Here is a 21,769-nt window from a genome sequence, read left to right as displayed (position 1 = left end):
ATGATTTCAGATAGAAAATTGGAGCATTTATTAATTTGTGAAAATTATGATGTTGAGTTTAAAAATAAGACAACCGGATTTGAGGATATTGAATTAATTCATAATGTTTTGCCTGAAATTGATAAAAATGAAATTGACTTATCCACATCTGCTTTCGGTAAAAAATTAGATTCACCACTGTTTATCACAGCTATTACTGGAGGTCATCCTGCCGCAAAGGAAGTTAATAAACAATTAGCTATTGCAGCTGAAAATAACAATATTGCTTTGGGGGTTGGTTCCCAAAGGGCAGCATGTGAACATCCTGAACTTGAAGATACTTATACTGTAGTTCGTGAAAATGCACCTAATTGTTTACTTGTCGGCAATATTGGAGCTCCACAGTTAAATCTGGCTGAAAAAGCAGTGGAAATTTTAGATGCGGATATTTTGGCTATTCATTTAAATCCTCTTCAAGAATCCATACAGCCGGAAGGGGATCTTGACGCCAGAGGCTATTTGGACTTAATTGGCCAAATTGCAGGTTCTGTTAAAATCCCTACTGTTGCAAAGGAAACCGGTTGCGGCATTTCTGCAGAATCAGCAAAATCACTTGTAGATGCCGGAATTGATTTTATTGATGTGGAAGGTGCTGGCGGAACTAGCTGGGCAGCTGTTGAAACATACAGGGCAGATGACAGATATCTTGGAGAAACATTTTGGGATTGGGGTATTCCAACTGCAATCAGTACTGCTGAAGTTACAAATGCTGTAAATGTTCCTGTAATTTCATCCGGTGGAATTCGCAGTGGTCTTGAAGCGGCCAAAGCTATTGCTCTTGGAGCAGATGCTGTTGGTATGGCATTGCCTTTCTTAAAAAATTCCACTTCTCAAGACCAGTTAAATAAATTCATTTCCAGATTTAATGATTCATTAAGAATTGCAATGTTTTTGGTTGGAGCCAATAACATTGAAGAATTAAAACAAAGTAAATTAGTCATACGTGGGAAAACAAGAGAGTGGCTTAATGAAAGAGGTATTAACACAAAAATTTATTCGAGGAGATAAGACATGAGCGTTGAAGTTATCGCTATTGGTGGATACCAAGAAGTCGGGAAAAACATGACTGCTGTCAAAATTGGTGAAGATGTAATCATTTTTGATATGGGTATTCATTTGGACAGAATTAGTATGCATGAAGATACAGACATCGATAGAATGCATAGTTTAGATTTAATTGAAAGAGGAGTTATTCCAGACGACACATTGATGAAAGATGTTGATGGAAAAGTCAAAGCAATAATCTTCTCACACGGTCACCTGGACCACATCGGTGCAGTTGCCAAATTGGCACACAGGTATGATGCACCATTAATAGGAACGCCGTATACTGCTGCTTTAATTGAAAAACAAATTAAAGGAGAACGTAAATTCAAAGTAACCAATCCTATCAGGCCTTTAAATGCAGGCAGCAAATTAAAACTTTCAAAGGATATTACATTGGAATTCGTTCAGTCAACTCACAGTATTCCGCAGGCGGTATTTCCTGTTTTACACACTCCTCAGGGAGTCATTGTTTATGCATTGGATTTCAAATTTGATAATCATCAGAAAGTATCTCCACCACCTGATTATAAAAGGTTAAGGGAATTAGGTAGGGAAGGAGTCCTTGCTTTAATAGTTGAGACAACCAATGCAACAAATTATAATGAGGTCAAAACTCATTCGGAGCGTATTGCTCGAAATATTTTAGAAGATGTAATGAAAGGGCCTTTACAGGAAAAAACTGGTATGATTGTCACCACATTTTCATCTCATGTTGAACGTGTACAGTCTATTGCAGATATTGCCAAAAAAAGTCACAGGGAAATTCTTTTCCTTGGCAGATCAATGGAAAGATTCTGCGGTATTGCACAAAAATTAGGTATTTTAAAATTGCCGAAAAATGCCAGTATTTATGGTTCTCCTAAAGCCATAAATAAAGCTTTAATGAGAGCCGATGAAGACAGGGCTAATTATTTGCTTGTAACTACAGGACACCAAGGTGAACCTGATGCGTTACTTCCAAGAATTGCTAATGGTAGAACCCCATTCAACATTAAAAAAGGAGATAATGTTATTATTTCAGCACCTATTATTCCTAATCCTACCAATGCTGCTAACAGGCACATTATGGAGAGAAGATTAAAATTGAAAGGTGCAAGAATTTATCCTAATGCTCACGTTTCCGGACACGCTGGAAGAGAAGATCACAGAGAATTCTTACGTATGTTAAAACCACAACATATTATTCCTGCACACGGAGACTTAACCATGCTTTCTGCTTATGCTGAACTTGCTGAAGAAGAAGGATACAGAATTGGATATGATGTTCATATTTTAAGAAATGCACAAGCACAAGTTTTTAAAAGTTAAAGGAGGAATTTAAATGAGTGATGTAAAAGAAATATTGGGAAATTATTCCACTGATATTACAAAAACAATTGAAGAAGAATTATCTGCCATTACTCCGGATAATCTTGCTGAAGCATCAGTTTATCTTACAAGGGCTGGTGGTAAAATGCTTAGACCAGCTTTAACATTGATAACTGCTGAAGCTGTTGGGGGATCTCACAAATCAGCATTAAGGCCTGCTGCAGCTATTGAATTGATTCACACATTTTCACTTATCCATGATGATATTATGGATCAAGATGACATGAGAAGGGGAATGCCTTCTGTTCATAAAGTTTGGGGTGATGATGTAGCAATTCTTGCAGGAGATACCTTATTTTCAAAGGCTTTTGAAATTATTATTGGCAATGTAGGAACCAGTCCTGAACAAAATAATAAGGCTTTAGCTACCGTTGCTGATGCATGTGTAAAAATTTGTGAAGGTCAGGCATTGGATATGGGTTTTGAAGAAAGATTCGATGTGGCTGAAGAAGAGTACATGGAAATGATTTTCAAAAAAACCGGTGCTTTAATAGCTGCTGCTACCAAAGCGGGAGCCATTATGGGAGGGGCATCGGATGAAGTCATTGATGCAATGTATGATTATGGTCGTTTAATAGGTCTTGCTTTCCAAATTCAGGATGATTATCTTGATTTGGCATCTGATGAAGAAACATTAGGTAAACCAATAGGTTCTGATATAGGTAAAGGTAAAATGACTGTTATTGCAATTAAAGGTTTGGCCAGTGACGATTCCGGCAGATTGCTTGAAATCCTAAAAGATGATGAAAACTCACCTGAAGATATAGGCGAGGCAATTGGAATTTTAACAGATTGCGGAGCTATTGAATATGCTCGTAATTTGGCATTGGAATCTGTAAATCAAGCAAAAGAACTGCTTGAAATTTTGGATGATTCTTCATTTAAACATACACTTGTTAAAATTGCTGATTTTGTACTTGAGAGAAGTGCATAATTATTTCTCTCACTTTTTTTAATTTTTATATAACTGGACGATGTTTTATTCTTTCATGTAACTTATAACGGAATATAACTTCATTTTTTTAAATTTTTGGATGTTGGAATGGTGAGGTTTAGGGGTATTTTCTCAATTGTAATAATTTTTTATAAATTTTTATTATTTGAAGTAGTATTATTTTAGTAAAAAGTATTACTAAATTTTTTTTATCATAAAAATCACTCTTTTGTTTTGATTTTAATTTATTGTCTGTTTTTTTAACAGTTATGAATTTATATTCTTTTTTTTAATTATTAATCCATTTAGAATTCTTATCTATTGTTTTTTTTCTAATGTTGGCTTTTTTTAAAAATTCATCAATGTATTATTTTTTCGTATTTAAGGATTCTATGATATTAATTTTAAATAATATCTGTTTATATTAATTTTTGTTAAAAAATACTTTTTTATTATTTTTTATTTTTAATTTAAACACTAAATCAATCAAAATAATTTTGATAAGGTTTATATGGTTATTACTTGTTATAATAGTATAGATTATTTGATTAGTTTGTTAATTAGATAATTTTGGTTATTAATTATTAATAAATAGTTTGTGAGAGTTATGGAAATTTATATGCAAAAAATTGGACTGATTAGACCAGATTCAAATCCTAAAAATTCAAGTTTGGATTTAGGTATTGACTGGAGTATTGATTATATTCATAATAGTCGAAATGAACTAAATTTTAATATTATTTTAAAATCTACTGAAACTTTTAATTTAAGCTTTAAAATTGAAGGGATCGTGTATTTGGATGCGTCTGAAGTTTTTGTTCAGGAAGATGTTTCTCAAATAATATTTTCCCGTGCATGCAATGTTCTTATGAATATGGTCTCTTTAACCGCTCAATCAAGTCATATTTTGTCAAATGAAGAGAAATGTCCAAGTTTAGACAGTGAACATGTTCCAGATACTCTTTATAACTAAGTTTGGTGATTTATATGTTGGAGATTAAACATACATTATGTCCATCCTGCAGTGTAGGTTGCGGAATTAATGTAGTTTTAGACGATGGAGAAATTGTTGGTACTTTTCCTTATAAAAGGCATCCAGTTAACTCTGGTAAAAATTGTTTAAATGGAAGAAACTCTATCGATTGTTATTTAAATAAGTTTAAAGAGATTGATGTTGATAGTGCTGTTAGTGATGCATTGAAAGAATTAAAATCCGTTGATGCATCTGATGTCACTGTATTTTGTTCAGGTAACAACGATATTGATGAAATTAAAGCCATTAAAGAATTTGCAGAATCTAAAAATTATAATTTGGCATTTTTTGCCGATGATTTAAAAGATTTTAATGATGTTGCGACTTATGATGAGGTTGCAGGTGCAGGGAAGGTATTTGTAATTGGTGATCTTTTATACGAAAATCCTCTTGTAGGTAGAAGAATTATTCATGCAAAACAGAATGATGCGAAAATTTATGCATTGGGAAAAACTGAAAATTCAGTTACTTTCAATATTGCAGATGAAACTTCCAATTCTTCTGTTCAGGAATTTTTAGATGCAAATGCAGATAATATTGATGAATCATCTGTAATTGTATTTAATTATGTTGATTCAGCAGAGGATTTGGATAAAATTGAAGCACTCAACTGCAAAGCTTTACCGGTATTTAGCAAATCAAATTCTAAAGGCGCATTTGATGTTGTTGAAGCCAAATCATCAGATGACATGATGGAATTATTGGACAATACCAAAGTACTATTGGTATTTAATGATGATATTGCTGATGAAATCGAATTTGATTTTACAAAGATATCTAAAATTATTAGTTTTGCCCCATGTGAAAATAATACAACAAAAATTTCAGATATCATTATTCCTATTAAAACCTGGCTTGAAAAAGACGGGTCATTTGTAAATGCAATGGGTGAAACTCAATCTTTCAGTGCTGTTGTTGATTCAGATGCATTAAGTGAAATCGAAATTATTGGGAGATTAAATGGTTAAACAGGTGATAAAATGAGTTATGTTTTAGCAAAATCTCAAAAGGATGATATTCATAGCGTAGGTGAATGTGGTGGAGCCGTAACAAGCATTCTTAAATATTTGCTTGATGAAAATCTTGTTGACGGGGTTCTGGCATTGCGCCCATATGATGACATTTATGACGCTATGCCTGTATTTGTAACTGATTCTGAAGATTTACTTAAAACCGCAGGATCATACCACTGCGCACCTACAATGATTGGGGACCTTATTGAACAGTTTATTGATGAGGATACTAAACTTGCCGTTACTGTTAAACCTTGTGATATGAGGGCTATGCACGAGCTTGTCATAAGACACAAAATTAATAGAGATAATATTTACTTCATCGGTTTAAACTGTGGAGGTACTGTTTCACCTATTAGCGGTAGAAAGATGATTGATTTATTCTACGAAGCAGACCCTGACGATGTTGTAAGTGAAGAGATTGATAAGGGTAAATTCATCATTGAACTTGCAGATGGTGGTGAAGAAGCAGTAAAAATCCATGACCTTGAAGCTGAAGGATATGGACGCCGTAACAACTGTCAGAGGTGTGATGTGAAAATCCCTAGAGGTGCAGATATTGCCTGCGGAAACTGGGGTGCTGAAGATGGATGGACATTCATTGAAATTAATGACGATAAAGGTCAGGAATTAATTGATGGTGCTAAAAATATAGGCATTCTTGAAACTAAATCTCCTAGCGATGCAGCTGTTGAAGCAAGGAGCAAAGTTGAAAACGTCATGATTAACATGGCTAAAAAGAACCAGGAAGCAACTTATCCGTTAGTAAATGAAATGGATGAATGGAGTCGCTGTATTGGCTGTTATGCTTGCCGCGACATCTGCCCTGTCTGTTGGTGTTATGAAAACTGTGAATTAAATAAGCCTTACTTTAAAGATGAAGCAAATATACCTCCAAGCCCGATTGCTTTTCATGGTGTAAGATTATCTCACATGAGTTTCAGTTGCTGTGACTGCGGCCAGTGTGAAGATGTATGTCCAATGGATATTCCTGTTTCATTAATTTTCGATAAATTGCAGAAAAAATACTATAATAGAACTGGTTATGTAGCTGGAGTTAGTGAAGATATCAAACCTCCTTTATACAGTCCAGAAAAAACAGAATTATAAGGGGTGGTTTGATGTCTGATGATTTAAAAATCGTAGGTTTATTATGTAACTGGTGTTGTTATGGTGGAGCAGATACTGCAGGAACTGCACGTATGCAATATCCATCAAATATTAGAATCATTCGTGTAATGTGCTCTGGAAGAATCAATCCTTCCATGATATTTAAGGCATTCCAGGAAGGTGCTGACGGAGTGTTTGTAGGAGGATGCCATATTGGCGATTGCCATTATGATGCAGGTAACTACAAATGGTCTAGAAGATCCAAAATTGTTGAAGATATTCTTGAAGAATTTGGAATTGAAAAAGAAAGATTCAGGCACGAATGGATTTCAGCATCTGAAGGAGAAAAATTCCAAAAAACAATGGAGGAATTTTATAAAACATTAACTAAACTGGGTACTTTAGAACTAGAATAATTAAAAAATAGTCCGCCATATTGTAAATAGCTATTTCATATAGCTATTTACTCTTTCTCATAATTGTCTTTCTAAGATTAGTATTTTGTTACTAATGTTAGAAAAATAGTTAAGTAGCGAATATTTGATTATTTTTCGAATTAATTAGGTCTATATTGATAATCATCATTAGCCGATAACTATTAATTATTAGCTCAGGAATTTTTAGTTATTAATTTTTCTCCATCGATATAGAAATGATTAATCAAAAAAAAAGAAAAATATATGAAACTCATATAGGTTTCTTTCACTGTCTACAATAGCTATTAAAGTTAATCTTTAATAGCTATCCACCTATTTTTATAATTTTATCTGCTAATCATCTTATAAACTGATTTTTTAAGCGTGTTTAACATATCCAGTTTGAAAAAATCGGTTTTATTTGAATTTATTTATGTTTTTTGTTGAGTTAGTGAAACGAAAATTAACGGTTCATGTTGAGATGTCTTTTTTCGCAGTTGTATGTCATTAAATATATGTTTCTTTTTTTAAAATGTAATTTAATCGACCATCTTTTTAATATTTGACACTGATTATATTGATTCAAAAGATTTTCATGGTTGGATATATATTTAATCATTCCCGGTTTGAAGTTGTGGTGATATTGGTGAGTTTTCAGCTAATTTCTAACTTAAAAAAATAAAAAGGAAAAAGAGAAAATTATCTTGTCGGGATAATAATTTCTCTTTCACCGGCAGGTTCGAATTCTCTTAATGCCCCTCTTGCAATTTCTTTTCTCGGATGTTTGAAATCAAAGGTTATGTGGCTATCTGCAAATGCGATTTTAATTAAAGGATTTGTACAGAATGCATCTCCTCTTGCCGCATGAGGTGCTTGAGCAATACCTGCATATTCAGGCTGGTGTCCTACGTTCATTGCATAGTTCGGATAGTTCGGACCTCTTAACTCATGGATTAAACCTTCATCACTTCTAATTGATAGTGAGTTAGATGCACCAGCCTGATCTTGTAAATCGTATACATAAAATCCAAGTCTTGAATGTGTCTCTTTATGTAAAAATATACTTAGATACCAGCCATTTACTCCTGCATTTGAATTTCCTGTAGCAAATGCAGTGGAACAGCCTGCAGCAGCAGATACTACTGAAGCCCTTTGTGAACCTCCAAAGTGTGTTTCTAAAAGTGTAGGAGTTTCATATTGTTCTAATCCGTAAAGGGTAACTTCAGTTGCAATGTCCCGAACAGTATCCATGCTTAAATCAGCATTACACATTCCATAATGGTCTTCTACATAGTCTTTACCATAATAGAGGAAATCGTCTAAAATATCATCTGTATATGCGGCACTTGCATATTGGGTAAATCCGACTCCTCCGGACATGTATGATCCTAACCACACCTGGTCATATAATACTGCAGCTGCTGTAATCACTTCTAATGAAATTTCACACGAGTCATCGGAAATTCTTGAAGTTTGAACGATGTCTGCCAAGGTACCGAATGATACTCCTCCGGGTTCATTAGGACCTCTTGCACGTCTTGACGGTAAGAATGACCCCATACCAATAACGTCTGCATGTTTTGCAGCATATGAAAAGTCAGCAATAGCTGCTTCTCCTGCACATAACTTATATGCATTAATAAAACTCATACCTATTTGCATTGCAGACCATCTGGAAACTGTACCTCCATCACAGGCTCTAACAACAAGTGTGGGAACTCTGCTCACCTGGTAGGTTTTATTTCCAACATAGCTTTTAAGCATTTCAGCCTGTTCTTCTGGAAACTCTTTGTTAATATCAATTAACATTCTTTTATCTAATTCATCAGCCAAATCGTCATTTCCGGTAAATATTTTAGCGTAACAATCATCTACAAGACCTGGATGCACTTCCACCATATGTTCTTGTACAACCGCACCCCCTGGTAGAGCGTGGTTAATGTTTTCCATATATTCATTAATTGTTTCCGGAGTTACTTCCACTCCTAATCTTTCTTGTAATACTGAGTGTGCAGTGTCCATTCCAACAATGATTGTTCTTTTAATGTCATCAACTAATTGCTGGATAGCTGAATTGTTACAGAAGTGTAAATCGTCACCTTCAACATAATCCTCAGTTCCAGAAACTTTGTAAGCCATTAACTGTCTTTGACCTAAAGGCACACCAATGTCGGGGTTATAAAAAGGAATGTTTCTTTCTTTAGCTAATTTTTCTGCAGAATCATTAAATTCTCTTTTTCTGGCAGATTGTTTCCATCCATCGAAACAGTAGAAACTGGTGTGGTCGTTTTCCTGATCTTCACCTTTAAATTTTTGATTTAATGCGCTTAAAAATTTTTTATTCTCTAAACCCATTTCATTCACCTAATTTCTTTTTTAAGTCTTTTGAAAATACTCCCATGCCATAACCACCTTCTGTACGTGCTGTATGAATGTTTTCTATAACTTCTAACGCTTCTTTATCTTGCCTCATACCTACATTATCTTCTCTGTATATTGTAGTAATTTCTTTAAGATAGTTTTCGTCCAAAGGAGCGCCTACATCAATCGCTTCGTCAAGTTGACGTCCCACCTGATCTTTTACATAGTAAACATGACCGTCCTCTTCGTTGAAGATATATCTTTGAAGACCATCAAACATTAAACCATTTTCATCAAGTCTTAATGAGTGGCCATGTACTGTAGCTCCTCTCATTCCGCATCTTGCAGGGTCGAAAATATCTGTTTCAATCAGTTCTTTAGAAATCTTTTCTAAATCCTGTTCTCTTATTTCGATAACCTGTCTTCCGGATAAGGTACCTGTATCCACTCCTCTGTATCTCCACATGTATGTTCTTGCCCGGTCATAGGGTTGTGCTGGAGCATTATACATTGAATCTGCAAATTGGATATATCTTACTCTAATTCCTTTAGCAGCACCGGGAGTAGGTTCAACGATACTTTTAATAATATCTCCGTCATCTTCCATTTCTTCTAATGGAGGGTGTACTGTTTTATAACTTTCACCAGGGTTTCTGTGACCTAAAATTTTAACTAATCCTTCATCAGAAACTGATCTGATTTTTTTAAATTCATGGTCGGGGTTCATGTGTTTTCTTCTATTTTCAGCAATTATTGTTTCGCCCGGACCATATTGTGCTTTATATTCCATAATTCACCAACTTAATTTCATTTAATAACTTTAACTGTTTCAGAAGTATTTGCCCGTGAATCGACTAAACCAATGTAACGTTTGTCAATAACACTTTCAAAATTATTCCCATATTTTAAATAATCTGAAATTGTGGTTTTTGTTCTTGTAAATATGCCGATTAGTATATAATAATCGCATGGCATGTGTTTTTCCAGAATCTCTTCTAAATTGTCCATAAATTCATTAAATTTGGATATGTCCACAGTAACGATTAATTCTCCAACCATTACTCGTAATTCGACATTGTTGCCTTTTACATTTATTTCTTTCCTGTCAGTATGGTTTACTACATGACCCTTTCCAGGTCCATAAAATACCTTTTTTGGAATGGACGGCCCATGAATTAGTACTCTCTGGTGTCCGTCCAATTTATAAATATCATTTAATATTTTTTCAGTAGTGTTAGGTTTTAAAAATCTATATGGGGTAATTTTAACGTCTATAACATTAATTTGTTCGGATTCATCCATAAAAACACCTTTAAAGTTTATCTTTAATTTCACCTGCAACTTTAGCTACATTTGGAATTGGATTTCTAAGGTTGTCAATAGTGCCGTATACAGTTCCGATTAATGAAGAAGTTTTTTTAACGGAAAACATTTGAGTACCTGCATCTAAACACATTGCAGCAGATGCACATGGAATTGCGGTTCCTTTTGCATGTCTTGTTACAACGTGGTTTCCGTGAAATGTTCCAGGTCCTCCTCCGCCGTAAATGGAATGTGAGAAGAAACTAAATCCTACCCCAACACCTTCTGTTCTACCATAATCCACACCTGGAAGGCCTGTTTCAAATTCCAGCATGTCATTGTAATATAATACTGTTGATGCAACTGCCTGTGCAGCTCTTGCAGCGCCTACGTTTACAATTACTGCTGCAAGTAATCCTGCTGCTGCATAAGCGTTCCATAATGCCCAATCCACTGGTTCGTACATATTATATCCTGAAGGCATTCTTTTAGCTACTCTAATGACATTGTCTTCAATTGCTCTTCCAACTAATGTTGGCATAACGCACTTCAAATTATCTACTACTTTTAGTGAAATTTGTTCGATATGATATGAACAAAAAAAATTAAAAAGTAAATGAATTATCTACTACTTTTTAGTTAGATTTGTTTTATAGTTTACGAACAAATATTACTTGTCAAATGCTCTCACTATAATCCTATAATATTAAAAAAATAGAAAGTGATATTATGGACAACGAGTTAATTGAAGAAGTACATATTATGAAAAATCACAGAGAGAGAGAACGGAGAGAATCTACAAACACGCTGTGAAAAAGTATACTGAATTTTGTGGAAAGAGTTTGACTGAACTCTTGGAAGAAGCTGAAGCAGAAGAAGACGCAGGCATAAAATGGAAAAAGAGAAAATTGAAAAGAAGACTGTTGACCTTTAGACAATATCTTCTTGACAATTTTTCATTGAATACTGTAAAAGCAATGTTCACACCCATACTTGTAATCTACAGGTATTATGAAATTGAACTTTTCGAATTGCCTCCAATAAATAAAAAAGCTGCAAACACCTCCGCACCTATACAATTTGAAGACCTGCCCGATAAGGAAATCATCAGAAATGCCGTGGATGTGGCTACACCAACAATTAAACCCATCATATTATTTATGGCATCCAGCGGTTGTGCCAGAATGGAAACACTAAACCTGACAATCGGAGATTATATTGAGGCAGTAAATGAATACACAAACGAAACCAATATCTTTGATATAATTGCGGATTTGGGAAACTGTGAAGGTGTAGTTCCAACATTTCACATCAAAAGACAAAAAACAGGAAAACATTTTACCACATTCTGCAGTCCTGAAGCAACTCTTGCAATAAACAATTACCTGCTGTGGAGAATAGACTCTTTACTTGATCGCCGTCGACTTTTTAAGGTAGACCCCAATTATTTTACACATGGATTTTCACTTGTAAATGAAAGATTAAACTTAGGTAAAGTAGGTAACTACAACCGTTTCCGCAGCCACATGCTGAGAAAGTTTCATGCAAGCGCATTGTACAATGACGGCATGCCAATGGAAAAAGTTAATGAACTGCAGGGGAAAGCTAAAAACCAAACAGATACCGCTTACTTTATGGCCAATCCTGATGATTTGAAAGAAGAATATATTCAGCATTTACCTGCACTTACCATGAGCAAGGAGATTGAAAAGATTACCGTCAAATCTCCAGAGTTTATTAAGATGGAAAAGGAAAATGCAGAGTATAAAAAACGAATGGACGGTATTGATGAAGAAATCAGACAGCTTAAAAAGGAAGTCTTAATGAATATCAAATAAAAATTATTAAGTTGAAAATGTAAATTATACATTTCAACATTTTTTCTTATTTTTTTCTAAACACCAATTTTCAAAACACCGATGATTATTTTTTAGGGTGTACAATTTAATATAAAATAACTCTTTTTACTGAATATTATTCATTAAAATAAGAATAGTAATGTTTATATATTCATTTTAACAAACTATGATTAGCCATTACTAACTGAAAGCAATTTTACGAAGTGAGAACAATTTTTCACACTCGTACAACTTTTTTTAGTACGGCTTGAAAATCAATATCTGGAGGTAAAATATCAAAAAAAGCAATGAGAAAAAAAGATCATGATAAAGGATTATACAAAAATAATTTTTCGTGGACAACGAGTTATATTATTTTTTAATATAATCCTAATGGGTCAGTAAGAAAAATAAAAATAATTAGACACGTCGCCAAACGATGTTAAAAATTAATACTTTTCAAAACTTAACCCAATATTTAGTTTATTTTAAGGAATATATAAATATTTATACATTTTAAATTAAAAGACTTATTTTACTCTAAATATCCGGCAAAGAATTGAAAACTATTTTTAACAACCTACTATTTTTATTTCAAAGACTTCTGACCCACATTGAGTTTTAGATTGTTGAATATACACCCACAAGGGAAAAATCAGGAGACAAAACATAATGTGTGAAGTAATTAAACCCAAGCCCAATGAAATAATTATTTTCAATAATTTCAGGGCACTTGAAGAATGTATTGCTGAAATTCAGGAAAACGAAAACATTCAAAGTGAAAGGGAATTTTTCAAGTCATACAGGATCAAGATAATGAAACTTGATTAACACCAGACGGATGAACTACATTAAAACATTAACAGGAGTCTTAATTATGATTGAAATGAAAGACATTGACGGAGAACCTCACATAATAGTTCCAAAAAACATATGGGACAGAATGTGGGATTTATTTAATAAAATTGAATCAGGTGAATAGTATGAATAGCTATTCACCATTTTCAAAACATTGCATTAACGGAGATGATCAAATGACAACCACCGTTAATCAATTCCAAGATAATTACCATGGCATTTTAACTCACAATGGTGAAATTAAAGTTGCCAAATGTGATGTAGAACAAACAATCCTCCATATTGATGACAATGGAACTGTATTGGTTATGGGTAGAGAAAAAGCATACGTTACTCAAATTCATGCAAAGCTATTGTCATTAATGCACTATGCTGCTGAAGGGGATATTGGATTTGTAAAATTCAGAAGAGGTGAAGCTTTCATTGTAGGATTTAGGAAAAATAAAGGAGCTCGTAAAAATGTCTAAGCCAGCTAGATTATATCCTAAACCTGAACCGCTGAACGTCAATCCCAGATTAATTTTAATTGGCAGCATATTATTTGCTTTAGTCATAGGTTGGATTGGAATTGTAACAAGTACTGTAGGATTATAAAAGGTGATAAAATGGTTAAAGCCGAAATTATAGAAAGTCCAGAAGTTTCTAAAGAAACCGGAATAATAGCTACCGATAATGTTCCAAATGTTGATGTAGCTATTGAACAATGGGACGCTTATCAAAAACTCTGTAAAGGATTATTAAATGAAACAGATTATCAGGAAATTATTGTAAAAGAAAAAGATGAGAACGGAAACTATGTTAAAGTGAAAAGACACTTTAAGAAGAAATCAGCATGGCAAAAGCTATCACGTGCATTCAATGTTGACACCCACATTGTTGACCGGGACATTGAAAGAACAAAAATGGGAAGAGTAAGAGAAGCTTACTATTGCGTTAGAGCAACATTACCTAATGGCCGTAGTGTTGAATCAGATGCATTATGTTCCCGTTCAGAAAAAGGAAAAGATAAAGTGAGCAATCACACTATAATGTCTACTGCAAAGACACGAGCAACCAACCGTGCAATAGCTGAACTGATAGGTGCTGGAGAAGTTAGTGCTGAAGAAATGACAGCTGAAAAAGTGATAGCACCAAACCAGTCAAAATTTCTAAAAGAGGATAAAAACTAAATCCTCTTTAATATTTTTAGGAGATAATTGAAATGAGTTTCGAAAACACAAAACAAACTATATTCACAGGTACAGAACTAGATTATGAGGAAATTGTAGATATTCCAGAAGGATATGAAAAAGCAGAATTGAAAGATTTTGAAGATGGAACATTAATCACCGGCAGGCCTGAAATGGCTTCAGTTTCATCATTCACTTTCGATGATGACGGTGAAGAAAAAACCGTTAACAGATTCAAAGTATACATCTTCCAGGATGCTGACCAATTATATGTTGAAATCAATGTTAATCTTAAAAATGATGGAGACATTCACAAAAACGTTAAAAAAGGAAGTGTGTTATTTGATTTCTTAACCAGTATTTTTGAATTGGAAAATGCAGGTTCAGTTGGTAAATCAAATATTCTCAGAAATGTTGATCTTTCCGAATACCGTGAGTTCGTAAACAGATTATCTGAGATGACAATTCAAGTCAAAGAAAGATCCGGAACCTACATATTCTACAGTTTCATTGTGAGGGACGTTCAGGTATAAGGTAATTAAAATGAGTGAAGGAAGTTCAGCTATACAAATCAAAAAAGCTATTGGTAATGTTTATAAACCGGATTATGAGTTTACATACTTTAAAAACATTATCAGTGCTTTCTATTTGCAGGGTACAGACCCCGAAGTGGTTGAAAAGATTCTTAGAGAATTATACAACCACCTTCCTTCTCATGAGAAAACATTGGATGAAATCATCAAACTCTTCGAGGACATTTATCTTGGTGAGGAAAATCCAAATAGTGGAATAAAAGGCATTGAGAGGTTCATATCAGATAACTATGACAAAAAGACCAGTATATTGGTAGGGCGTGAATTGAATAGGGCAATCATACCATATGATACCAATAAGATTTACAAACTCCAAACTGGCTCAAACAAATATATCGTTATGGACTACAGAAAAAATGAAGTCACTACACAGACTATAGAATGGAAAAAAGGAAATGAAGTGGCCGATTATACAAGAGTATTGCTTTGCTATCCGTTACAGATTACAATACATGACAATCCAATAAGTGAAGCCGGAAGAACATTCAGCATTGAATGGAAGACAATAGAAGGAGGGCATTTCCACACTAAAGACATGAACATTGTTGAAATGGAACAATACTTAGTGGAACATGGTTATGTTCTCTCACGTTACCAATTAAAGGAAGTACTTCCAGGTATAATTCAAATAGCTATTGAAAACGATTTGGCAATCATGAAAACAGATATAGAAACACCAGGTTTCTACTATAACAACGAAACCAAAAGCCTGACAATAGTTGAATTTGAATTGAATGACACTGACATTAACAAAATGAATATGGCATTGGATTTGATTGAAGATTTAAGAAATTACTTCATAGGTCAGGAAGGAAAACTGGCAACAACACTAAAGCATGCAATGATAGTTCCTTTCGGATTTGCCAAAAAACAGATGGGATTGCCGTTGGAGAACCTGATTCCGTATATGTTCCACTTTGGAAAAGGTGGAAGTGGTAAGACAACTCTTGCCCGTATTGGGACTTACTTTTACGGTGAACCTGACAGCGAAACCGATATTGGCGGATCTGAATTTGATACCGTTCCAAGAATTGGTGCTCAAATATCCAAATCCACTTTTGGAAAGATCATCAATGAACCTGTAGGTGTGTTCAACTGTAAAAGCTGCACAGAAACATTGAAAACCTGTGTGGAAAGGACAAATGCAAGACGCAGATACGAAGGAAGGAACTTAGCTATAATCCTTGCATTATCTACTTTGTCTTTCACATCCAACAGTCCGTTGCCTAATGTCGAAGGGTTGACAAGAAGATTTGTTCAGCTAATGTATACTCACAGTGAGAAAAAACAGATGATGAAAAAAAGGAATTCATGGCACATTTCCAAATGGACTCTCCTAAAGATTGTCTGTTTCATCATTTGAAGTATCTTGCAGACTTTGTAGTAAACGAAATAAACGAGGATATAGAACTGTTAAGATTACCCTGGCAGGAACTAAGCAATGAATTAATATTAAGAGCATACAGTACCTGTGGCCGTGAATGTCCGAAATGGCTATTGACATTTACTGAATCAGTAACACCTGAAGGATTGGATGAAGAAGAAATAGAATATTTAAGGATGTTTTTCATTGAAGAGATTAACAAACACAACAAAAGCATTAAAGTCTATTCAGCTGAAGACGGATATCCAATTAAATATCATGACTATTTCACAGATTCAGTTAAAGACTCAAATGACTTTTACGAACGTGTCTTTAACATTATCAATGAGCGTCTGATACCTTATATGGTGTTGCATCATGGACGTGACGGCCTTGACTATGTCTGCTTTACAAGCGGTCTTAGGAAAGCATTGGAAAATGCAAATGAAGTATGCTATAACATAAAAAGCATTGCTGAATTGCTGGGTTGGGAATATAAAACTGTTAGAATACCAGAATCCACAAAGGTTATGGTTGTTAGGTTTGATAAGTTTTTAAATTTCCTATATCCTAATTTAAGTGAAAAGGAGGTCAATCAATAAAGTAACTTGTGATGTAACTTTTGCAAAAAAATGTAACCTGAGACCCCAAGTTACTTCAGTGAAAAAATTCCAAGGATTATTAGCTCTTTATTTTTAGATTAAAGCTATTTAAATTCATTTTATTTTTTTACATTTTGAAGTAACTTGACCCTCCCGGTGAGGGGATCTATGGTAGTGAAAAGTAGTTGGGATTGTTAAGTTACAAAGTTACAAAGTTACTATATTTTGATAAGTTACTAAGTTACTTTAGAATAACGAGCTGATAAAAATGTTTAGATGTGATTGTTATCCAAACCATGAAATATGTAAAAACAAAAACACCTGTGAATTCTGGATACCATTAAATCAAAAACTCAAACAATTAAATCAACAGATATCATATGAGTTGAATGCATTAGAAAGCCTAAATCAAAGAAAAAAAGACTACTTCAAAATACTGTCTGAAATTCAACAGGAAAGATATACTGAAATATTAGCTATTGACGGAAGATTAAAAAGAGTACCAAAAAAGAATGTGAGAGGTGAAGCTATATTAAATCCTGATGATGTACAAGTCGGATTGAATTTTAATGTCATATCTAAAGAGATAACAGACACAGAAACAATAATTCATGAATTAAGAATCAGAGAAAAGAATATTTTAAAGATATTAAAGAAACGAGCTAAAAAATAAGAATAATCATGATGATTAAATTAATATATTGTCCCAAACATCTATTAATTTATCATCTCCAACATACAACAATTCATCAATTTCTTCATATTCTAAATTGGTATATATTGAAGTTATCTCATTTATTTTTAAATCATATTCAACAACATTATAATTTCCATAAATATAAATATAATTATCTTTTTTTAACAGACTATTTACTTCAATTTTTCTACATAAATCTTTAGAAATAAGATCTAATTCAAATGTATCCAAATTAAATCTATATAATCCATTATATTCAGAATTTGAATAAAAATAGAGATAATTTTCTTCTGCATAATATCCTCCAAAATCCAAATCCCAACTGTTAAAAATTGTTAAGTCCAAATATTTATCTTCAAATTCAACTATTCTATGTAAACTACAGTCATAACCTCCCATATGACATAAAGTTGTTATAGCATATACTTTATCATCATATTCAAATATATACTCAAAACTTCCGAATCCCATAACTTCTAGACCGTCATTTGTATTCTTATATATTACACCACCAAATTCCCCATGATTTTCACATATTATTGTTCCTAATTTTGTATCGAATTTTCTCGAATAAATATGGTCATTCATTGTAATAATACTTAATTTGTTATTTTCTTCAGATAGATAACACTCATGCCCCTGACCATAAATTGTATAATCTTTTCCATTTACTCTTAAATTATCAAACATGAGATTAATTTTTTTCAAATCAGAAATACTTTGTCTCTTTACGATTTTATTTTTATTTAAATTATCTTCATAAAAATCTTGTCTTGAAAAATAAAATACTTTATAATCTTCATCACGTGGATATTCACGTATTTTATTTGGAAAATTAAGTTTTGGATATTTTTCATCAAACATATGAATTTCCATAATATTCCTCCCTTATTAATTTTTGAGTAATTTTAGCTAAAATATCCTTTCTAAAATTAATCAGCATCCGCTTCCCGAAATATAAGTTCCCCTCCGCATTTAGGACATGGCATCTTTTTATTTAAGTACAAATTAATTTCATTACAGCAGTTAGGACAATTAGCTTTTTTTAAATTATTGCGTTGATTTTCAATAACATAAACTGTATTAATGCATCTTTCTAATTTTTTATTTAAAAATTCAATTTTTAAATCAAGCCCCAAATCATCTACACTCATCCTATGAATCCAACATTTTATTTTAAAAGATGTTGAAGACTTTTTTCTTTCTTCATTTTCTATTAATTCCTGTAGTTCCTCAATTTTTTTATTCACATTATTATTAATACCTTCTTTTATGAGTTCATATGCTTCTTTGGAGTAACTGCCAACTTTTAATATAGTATACACTTTAACATATTTATTGCAATGACTACAATATGTTTCAATTATCTCTCCTTTAATTTCTGATTTTTTATCCCAGTCTACTGTTGCCTTACAGAAAGTATAATCAATAGTTTCTCTTAAATCAGCATCATAATAAAATAATCTTGTATTATAAACCAATTCAAAATCACATTCACTACACTTATACACAATCATATAACACCTTTTAGTTAATTATTTTCAATGCTCTGAAAAGGATTTTCTGATATTGAAAACTTCATTTAATTGAATTAAGAATATTAATATTATTCTCTTGAACAATAATTGTTTTAAATGAAAAATATATTTTTATATTGTCAATTTTTAGATATTGATTTTTATCAATTCTTTTTTTGATTTTAGAAATCATTGTATCGTAAAGATAAAATTTAGTTATTTACTCGAATCATTTAGTTCGATTAATGATTTATAAAGTAAACTTCTTAAATTCTTAACATCTTTTTGTAACTCTTTAATATTCTTTATGAATTTACCTTTGGCTCTAATGAGTTTATTAGTCATTGGAGGAATTTTATCATATATTTCAATAACTTCATGCATTTGTTTAGTAGTGGTGTTTAATACTTCAATATGTGCTTCAATTGATTTTTTCATGTCTTGTCTAGTATTATCATCCATATATTCTCCAAATAACTCTAATGATTCTATTAAACCATTTATCCCCTCGGAATAATGGGTTAATAAATCATTTTTTTTATCTTTAAATTCAATGGATAATTCATTTAAAATATCTGCAACAGAATTTGAATATATTTTATAAGATTGAATATTGTCTTCCTTCGGCGGATTAATATTTTCAAAGTCTTCATTTAAACTATTAAATAATGCAGATAATTCTTTAGAATCATTTTCAACTTCCTTAAAATTATTAAGTGTACTCTCAATTAACTCAAACATTGATTTTTCTTCACTTTTCTCTTCTTTTTCAAATTTTTTTGTCGGTTGAGGTTCTTTATTATTTTTTTCTATTGCTAATATTCTTAAGTTATTTTCAATCAATTCTTCAAATTCATCTAGTGAAGAATATTCAAAATAAAGCCCTTCATCTGAAATATCATTTTTGAAGTTCAATATTTTTTCAAGTTGTTTAGGGTCGATTTCATCGGGAGCTACAGGCAATTTTGAAAAATAAAACATTACTTCCTTACCATTTTTCAAAGCATTTTCAAATTCTTGTTGGGTTCCTGATTCATGAGTTTTGGTAGGGGTTCCGAATCTTTTCCATAAAATTCCTATAAATAAATCATAATCTCCAATATTTTCATCGATTACTTCTTGTGCTTCTAAGCCTGAACCAATATCTGATCTTACATCCTTTTTGAGTTCAATTAAATCAAATTTTGAAAATCCTGTTCCTCGATAATATTTATTCATATTATTAATAATTTTTTTGATTATTTCTCTTTCCGGGTTAACATCGCTTGGCGCTCCAATAAAAACACGTATAATATTGTCCATTTAATCACCATTTGATTTTATAAATTCACCTTTTATACAAATAGATAATTCCATAAATAACATATATCTAAATTCTTCAATTGTTTGGTAATGTTTAATTATGCCAATGTTTTTTTATTTCATTTTCAAAATTTTTTACTTGACTAAATTGTTCTATTTCATCTTGAGTTTCTAATCTAAATTCTCTTTTAGAAATATACAGACCATCATAATTTTATTAATATTATCAAAAGATGAAGAATGTTATTTAACATTCTCCAAATAGTTTTTAGATACCCACAACAGTTATTCGTTCTTCTCTTTTGAATTGTTTGTCAAAAGTTACAAGAAAATCAATATTGTACTCAAGTACAGTTACAATCATGCTTGAATCCGTATAACTTAATTTTCCATTGAACTTTTTAAATACTTTAATTGTCTTTGTATTGTAATTAGGTATCTCATGTTCATTTATAATTTTAAAATTATCTATCATGAAGTTATACAAAGTTTCTGCTTTATTAGAATCTCCTTTAAGGTTAACTACATTTACAACTTCTTCTATTACATTATCTCCAATGTAACATTCTTCAGATAATAAATCTGTAAGTTCTAAGGCTTTACTTTTATTACTATCATTATCTAACGCTAATGCAATTATAAATGAACTATCAAAGAAATATTTACTCATTTTCGATAAACCTCTTTTTTCAGTTCTACACTATTTGTAACTTCCTCCGTTTTCACAATACCAATGATATCATTTAGTTTGACTTTGTTTCTGAAGTTAACTTCTGGTTGCCCATCATCAGTTATACCCCATTCCACAATTGTATCATTATCAATATCAAAAGCTTCCCTTACTTCTTTTGGTATAGAAGTTTGAAAATTTTTGTATATTTTGGTATTTGCAATCATCATAAGTTTCTCTCCACATTATATCATTTTTCATATTTTAAATCAATCATATAAGGTTTTCTACATCTTAAATAAATAAATCTTCTTTGTCATTTTATCATCGCTGGCATTAAAACAAAAGGAAGTTGTTCTAGTGCTATTTATTACATATATTTTCTGCCACATATAAACTTATCTGTTAATAAAAAAATTTATGATATCATTTAAGTAACAGAATTTAGAAAAATTTAAAAAAATAATGGATATCATAAAATATTATACTTTTTATGATTAAGAAAAAACATGATAATAATGATAATTCCTAGTATTT

Annotated in this window: 24 protein-coding genes and 1 pseudogene; 16 read left to right on the top strand and 9 right to left on the bottom strand. The window is 32.2% G+C overall.

Features of this window, described 5'->3' with window-relative positions:
• The 7 genes from fni (at position 1) to Q4Q16_RS06180 (ending at position 6,960) form a co-directional block, all read left to right on the top strand.
• On the top strand, positions 1–1,047 hold the full coding sequence (gene fni / locus Q4Q16_RS06210) for a type 2 isopentenyl-diphosphate Delta-isomerase (RefSeq protein ID WP_303346858.1): 1,047 nt from the start codon (positions 1–3) through the stop codon (positions 1,045–1,047).
• A gap of 3 nt (positions 1,048–1,050) precedes the next feature.
• Positions 1,051–2,394, top strand: coding sequence for an RNase J family beta-CASP ribonuclease (locus tag Q4Q16_RS06205; protein WP_303346857.1), 1,344 nt, complete (start codon positions 1,051–1,053; stop codon positions 2,392–2,394).
• A 13-nt stretch (positions 2,395–2,407) separates the two neighbouring features.
• Complete coding sequence (gene idsA / locus Q4Q16_RS06200; RefSeq protein ID WP_303346856.1) at positions 2,408–3,388, top strand: short chain isoprenyl diphosphate synthase IdsA; 981 nt, start codon at positions 2,408–2,410, stop codon at positions 3,386–3,388.
• Between the two features lie 607 nt (positions 3,389–3,995).
• Entirely contained in the window at positions 3,996–4,361 is a 366-nt protein-coding gene (locus Q4Q16_RS06195) for a pilus assembly protein (protein ID WP_303346855.1), read from the top strand.
• A 14-nt stretch (positions 4,362–4,375) separates the two neighbouring features.
• Positions 4,376–5,389, top strand: coding sequence for a molybdopterin-dependent oxidoreductase (locus Q4Q16_RS06190; protein ID WP_303346854.1), 1,014 nt, complete (start codon positions 4,376–4,378; stop codon positions 5,387–5,389).
• Positions 5,390–5,401: 12 nt separating this feature from the next.
• Positions 5,402–6,544, top strand: coding sequence for a Coenzyme F420 hydrogenase/dehydrogenase, beta subunit C-terminal domain (locus tag Q4Q16_RS06185; RefSeq protein ID WP_303346853.1), 1,143 nt, complete (start codon positions 5,402–5,404; stop codon positions 6,542–6,544).
• A gap of 11 nt (positions 6,545–6,555) precedes the next feature.
• Entirely contained in the window at positions 6,556–6,960 is a 405-nt protein-coding gene (locus Q4Q16_RS06180; RefSeq protein ID WP_303346852.1) for a hydrogenase iron-sulfur subunit, read from the top strand.
• Between the two features lie 699 nt (positions 6,961–7,659).
• Here Q4Q16_RS06180 and mcrA read toward each other — a convergent pair.
• From mcrA to Q4Q16_RS06160, 4 genes and pseudogenes are all read right to left on the bottom strand, one after another.
• Positions 7,660–9,315 carry a coenzyme-B sulfoethylthiotransferase subunit alpha gene (gene mcrA, locus Q4Q16_RS06175; RefSeq protein WP_303346851.1) on the bottom strand — a complete coding sequence of 552 codons (1,656 nt, stop codon included), beginning with the start codon at positions 9,313–9,315 and terminating at the stop codon, positions 7,660–7,662.
• Between the two features lies 1 nt (position 9,316).
• Positions 9,317–10,111 carry a coenzyme-B sulfoethylthiotransferase subunit gamma gene (gene mcrG / locus Q4Q16_RS06170; RefSeq protein WP_303346850.1) on the bottom strand — a complete coding sequence of 265 codons (795 nt, stop codon included), beginning with the start codon at positions 10,109–10,111 and terminating at the stop codon, positions 9,317–9,319.
• Positions 10,112–10,128: 17 nt separating this feature from the next.
• Positions 10,129–10,623, bottom strand: a complete 495-nt coding sequence (gene mcrD, locus Q4Q16_RS06165) for a methyl-coenzyme M reductase operon protein D (RefSeq protein WP_303346849.1) — start codon at positions 10,621–10,623, stop codon at positions 10,129–10,131.
• Positions 10,624–10,633: 10 nt separating this feature from the next.
• Positions 10,634–11,167, bottom strand: a pseudogene (locus Q4Q16_RS06160) (methyl-coenzyme M reductase subunit beta); the annotation flags it as partial.
• A gap of 298 nt (positions 11,168–11,465) precedes the next feature.
• Here Q4Q16_RS06160 and Q4Q16_RS06155 point away from each other — a divergent pair.
• The 9 genes from Q4Q16_RS06155 (at position 11,466) to Q4Q16_RS06115 (ending at position 17,719) form a co-directional block, all read left to right on the top strand.
• The gene (locus tag Q4Q16_RS06155) at positions 11,466–12,461 is read left to right on the top strand and encodes a tyrosine-type recombinase/integrase (protein WP_303346848.1); all 996 of its coding nucleotides are present in this window, start codon (positions 11,466–11,468) and stop codon (positions 12,459–12,461) included.
• 672 nt (positions 12,462–13,133) lie between these two features.
• Positions 13,134–13,292, top strand: a complete 159-nt coding sequence (locus Q4Q16_RS06150; protein WP_165814064.1) for a hypothetical protein — start codon at positions 13,134–13,136, stop codon at positions 13,290–13,292.
• 152 nt (positions 13,293–13,444) lie between these two features.
• The gene (locus Q4Q16_RS06145) at positions 13,445–13,786 is read left to right on the top strand and encodes a hypothetical protein (protein ID WP_303346847.1); all 342 of its coding nucleotides are present in this window, start codon (positions 13,445–13,447) and stop codon (positions 13,784–13,786) included.
• Positions 13,779–13,913: a hypothetical protein gene (locus tag Q4Q16_RS06140; RefSeq protein ID WP_303346846.1), complete on the top strand. Its 135-nt coding sequence runs from the start codon at positions 13,779–13,781 to the stop codon at positions 13,911–13,913. The genes Q4Q16_RS06145 and Q4Q16_RS06140 overlap by 8 nt, the downstream gene beginning before the upstream one ends.
• Positions 13,914–13,924: 11 nt before the next feature.
• Complete coding sequence (locus Q4Q16_RS06135) at positions 13,925–14,488, top strand: hypothetical protein (RefSeq protein ID WP_303346845.1); 564 nt, start codon at positions 13,925–13,927, stop codon at positions 14,486–14,488.
• A 32-nt stretch (positions 14,489–14,520) separates the two neighbouring features.
• A complete protein-coding gene (locus Q4Q16_RS06130) occupies positions 14,521–15,021 on the top strand; it encodes a hypothetical protein (protein ID WP_303346844.1) in 501 nt (166 codons plus the stop codon).
• Between the two features lie 10 nt (positions 15,022–15,031).
• Positions 15,032–16,444, top strand: coding sequence for a hypothetical protein (locus Q4Q16_RS06125; RefSeq protein ID WP_303346843.1), 1,413 nt, complete (start codon positions 15,032–15,034; stop codon positions 16,442–16,444).
• On the top strand, positions 16,393–17,046 hold the full coding sequence (locus tag Q4Q16_RS06120; RefSeq protein WP_303346842.1) for a hypothetical protein: 654 nt from the start codon (positions 16,393–16,395) through the stop codon (positions 17,044–17,046). The genes Q4Q16_RS06125 and Q4Q16_RS06120 overlap by 52 nt, the downstream gene beginning before the upstream one ends.
• Before the next feature lie 268 nt (positions 17,047–17,314).
• Positions 17,315–17,719, top strand: coding sequence for a hypothetical protein (locus tag Q4Q16_RS06115; protein WP_303346841.1), 405 nt, complete (start codon positions 17,315–17,317; stop codon positions 17,717–17,719).
• 15 nt (positions 17,720–17,734) lie between these two features.
• Here Q4Q16_RS06115 and Q4Q16_RS06110 read toward each other — a convergent pair whose 3' ends face one another.
• The 5 genes from Q4Q16_RS06110 to Q4Q16_RS06090 form a co-directional block, all read right to left on the bottom strand.
• Complete coding sequence (locus Q4Q16_RS06110; protein ID WP_303346840.1) at positions 17,735–18,607, bottom strand: hypothetical protein; 873 nt, start codon at positions 18,605–18,607, stop codon at positions 17,735–17,737.
• A 68-nt stretch (positions 18,608–18,675) separates the two neighbouring features.
• The gene (locus Q4Q16_RS06105) at positions 18,676–19,254 is read right to left on the bottom strand and encodes a hypothetical protein (protein ID WP_303346839.1); all 579 of its coding nucleotides are present in this window, start codon (positions 19,252–19,254) and stop codon (positions 18,676–18,678) included.
• Positions 19,255–19,476: 222 nt separating this feature from the next.
• Positions 19,477–20,562 (bottom strand): DUF4062 domain-containing protein, encoded by a 1,086-nt coding sequence (locus tag Q4Q16_RS06100; RefSeq protein WP_303346838.1) that lies wholly within the window; start codon positions 20,560–20,562, stop codon positions 19,477–19,479.
• 268 nt (positions 20,563–20,830) lie between these two features.
• Positions 20,831–21,232, bottom strand: a complete 402-nt coding sequence (locus Q4Q16_RS06095; protein ID WP_303346837.1) for a type II toxin-antitoxin system VapC family toxin — start codon at positions 21,230–21,232, stop codon at positions 20,831–20,833.
• Positions 21,229–21,462, bottom strand: a complete 234-nt coding sequence (locus Q4Q16_RS06090; protein WP_303346836.1) for a hypothetical protein — start codon at positions 21,460–21,462, stop codon at positions 21,229–21,231. Before Q4Q16_RS06090 ends, Q4Q16_RS06095 begins: the two co-directional genes overlap by 4 nt.
• Positions 21,463–21,769 lie beyond the last annotated feature (307 nt).

This window comes from Methanobrevibacter sp., assembly GCF_030539875.1.
GTDB lineage: Archaea > Methanobacteriota > Methanobacteria > Methanobacteriales > Methanobacteriaceae > Methanocatella.
The sequence above is the reverse complement of the archived record's forward strand: the minus strand, read 5'-3'. Positions and strand labels throughout refer to the sequence as shown.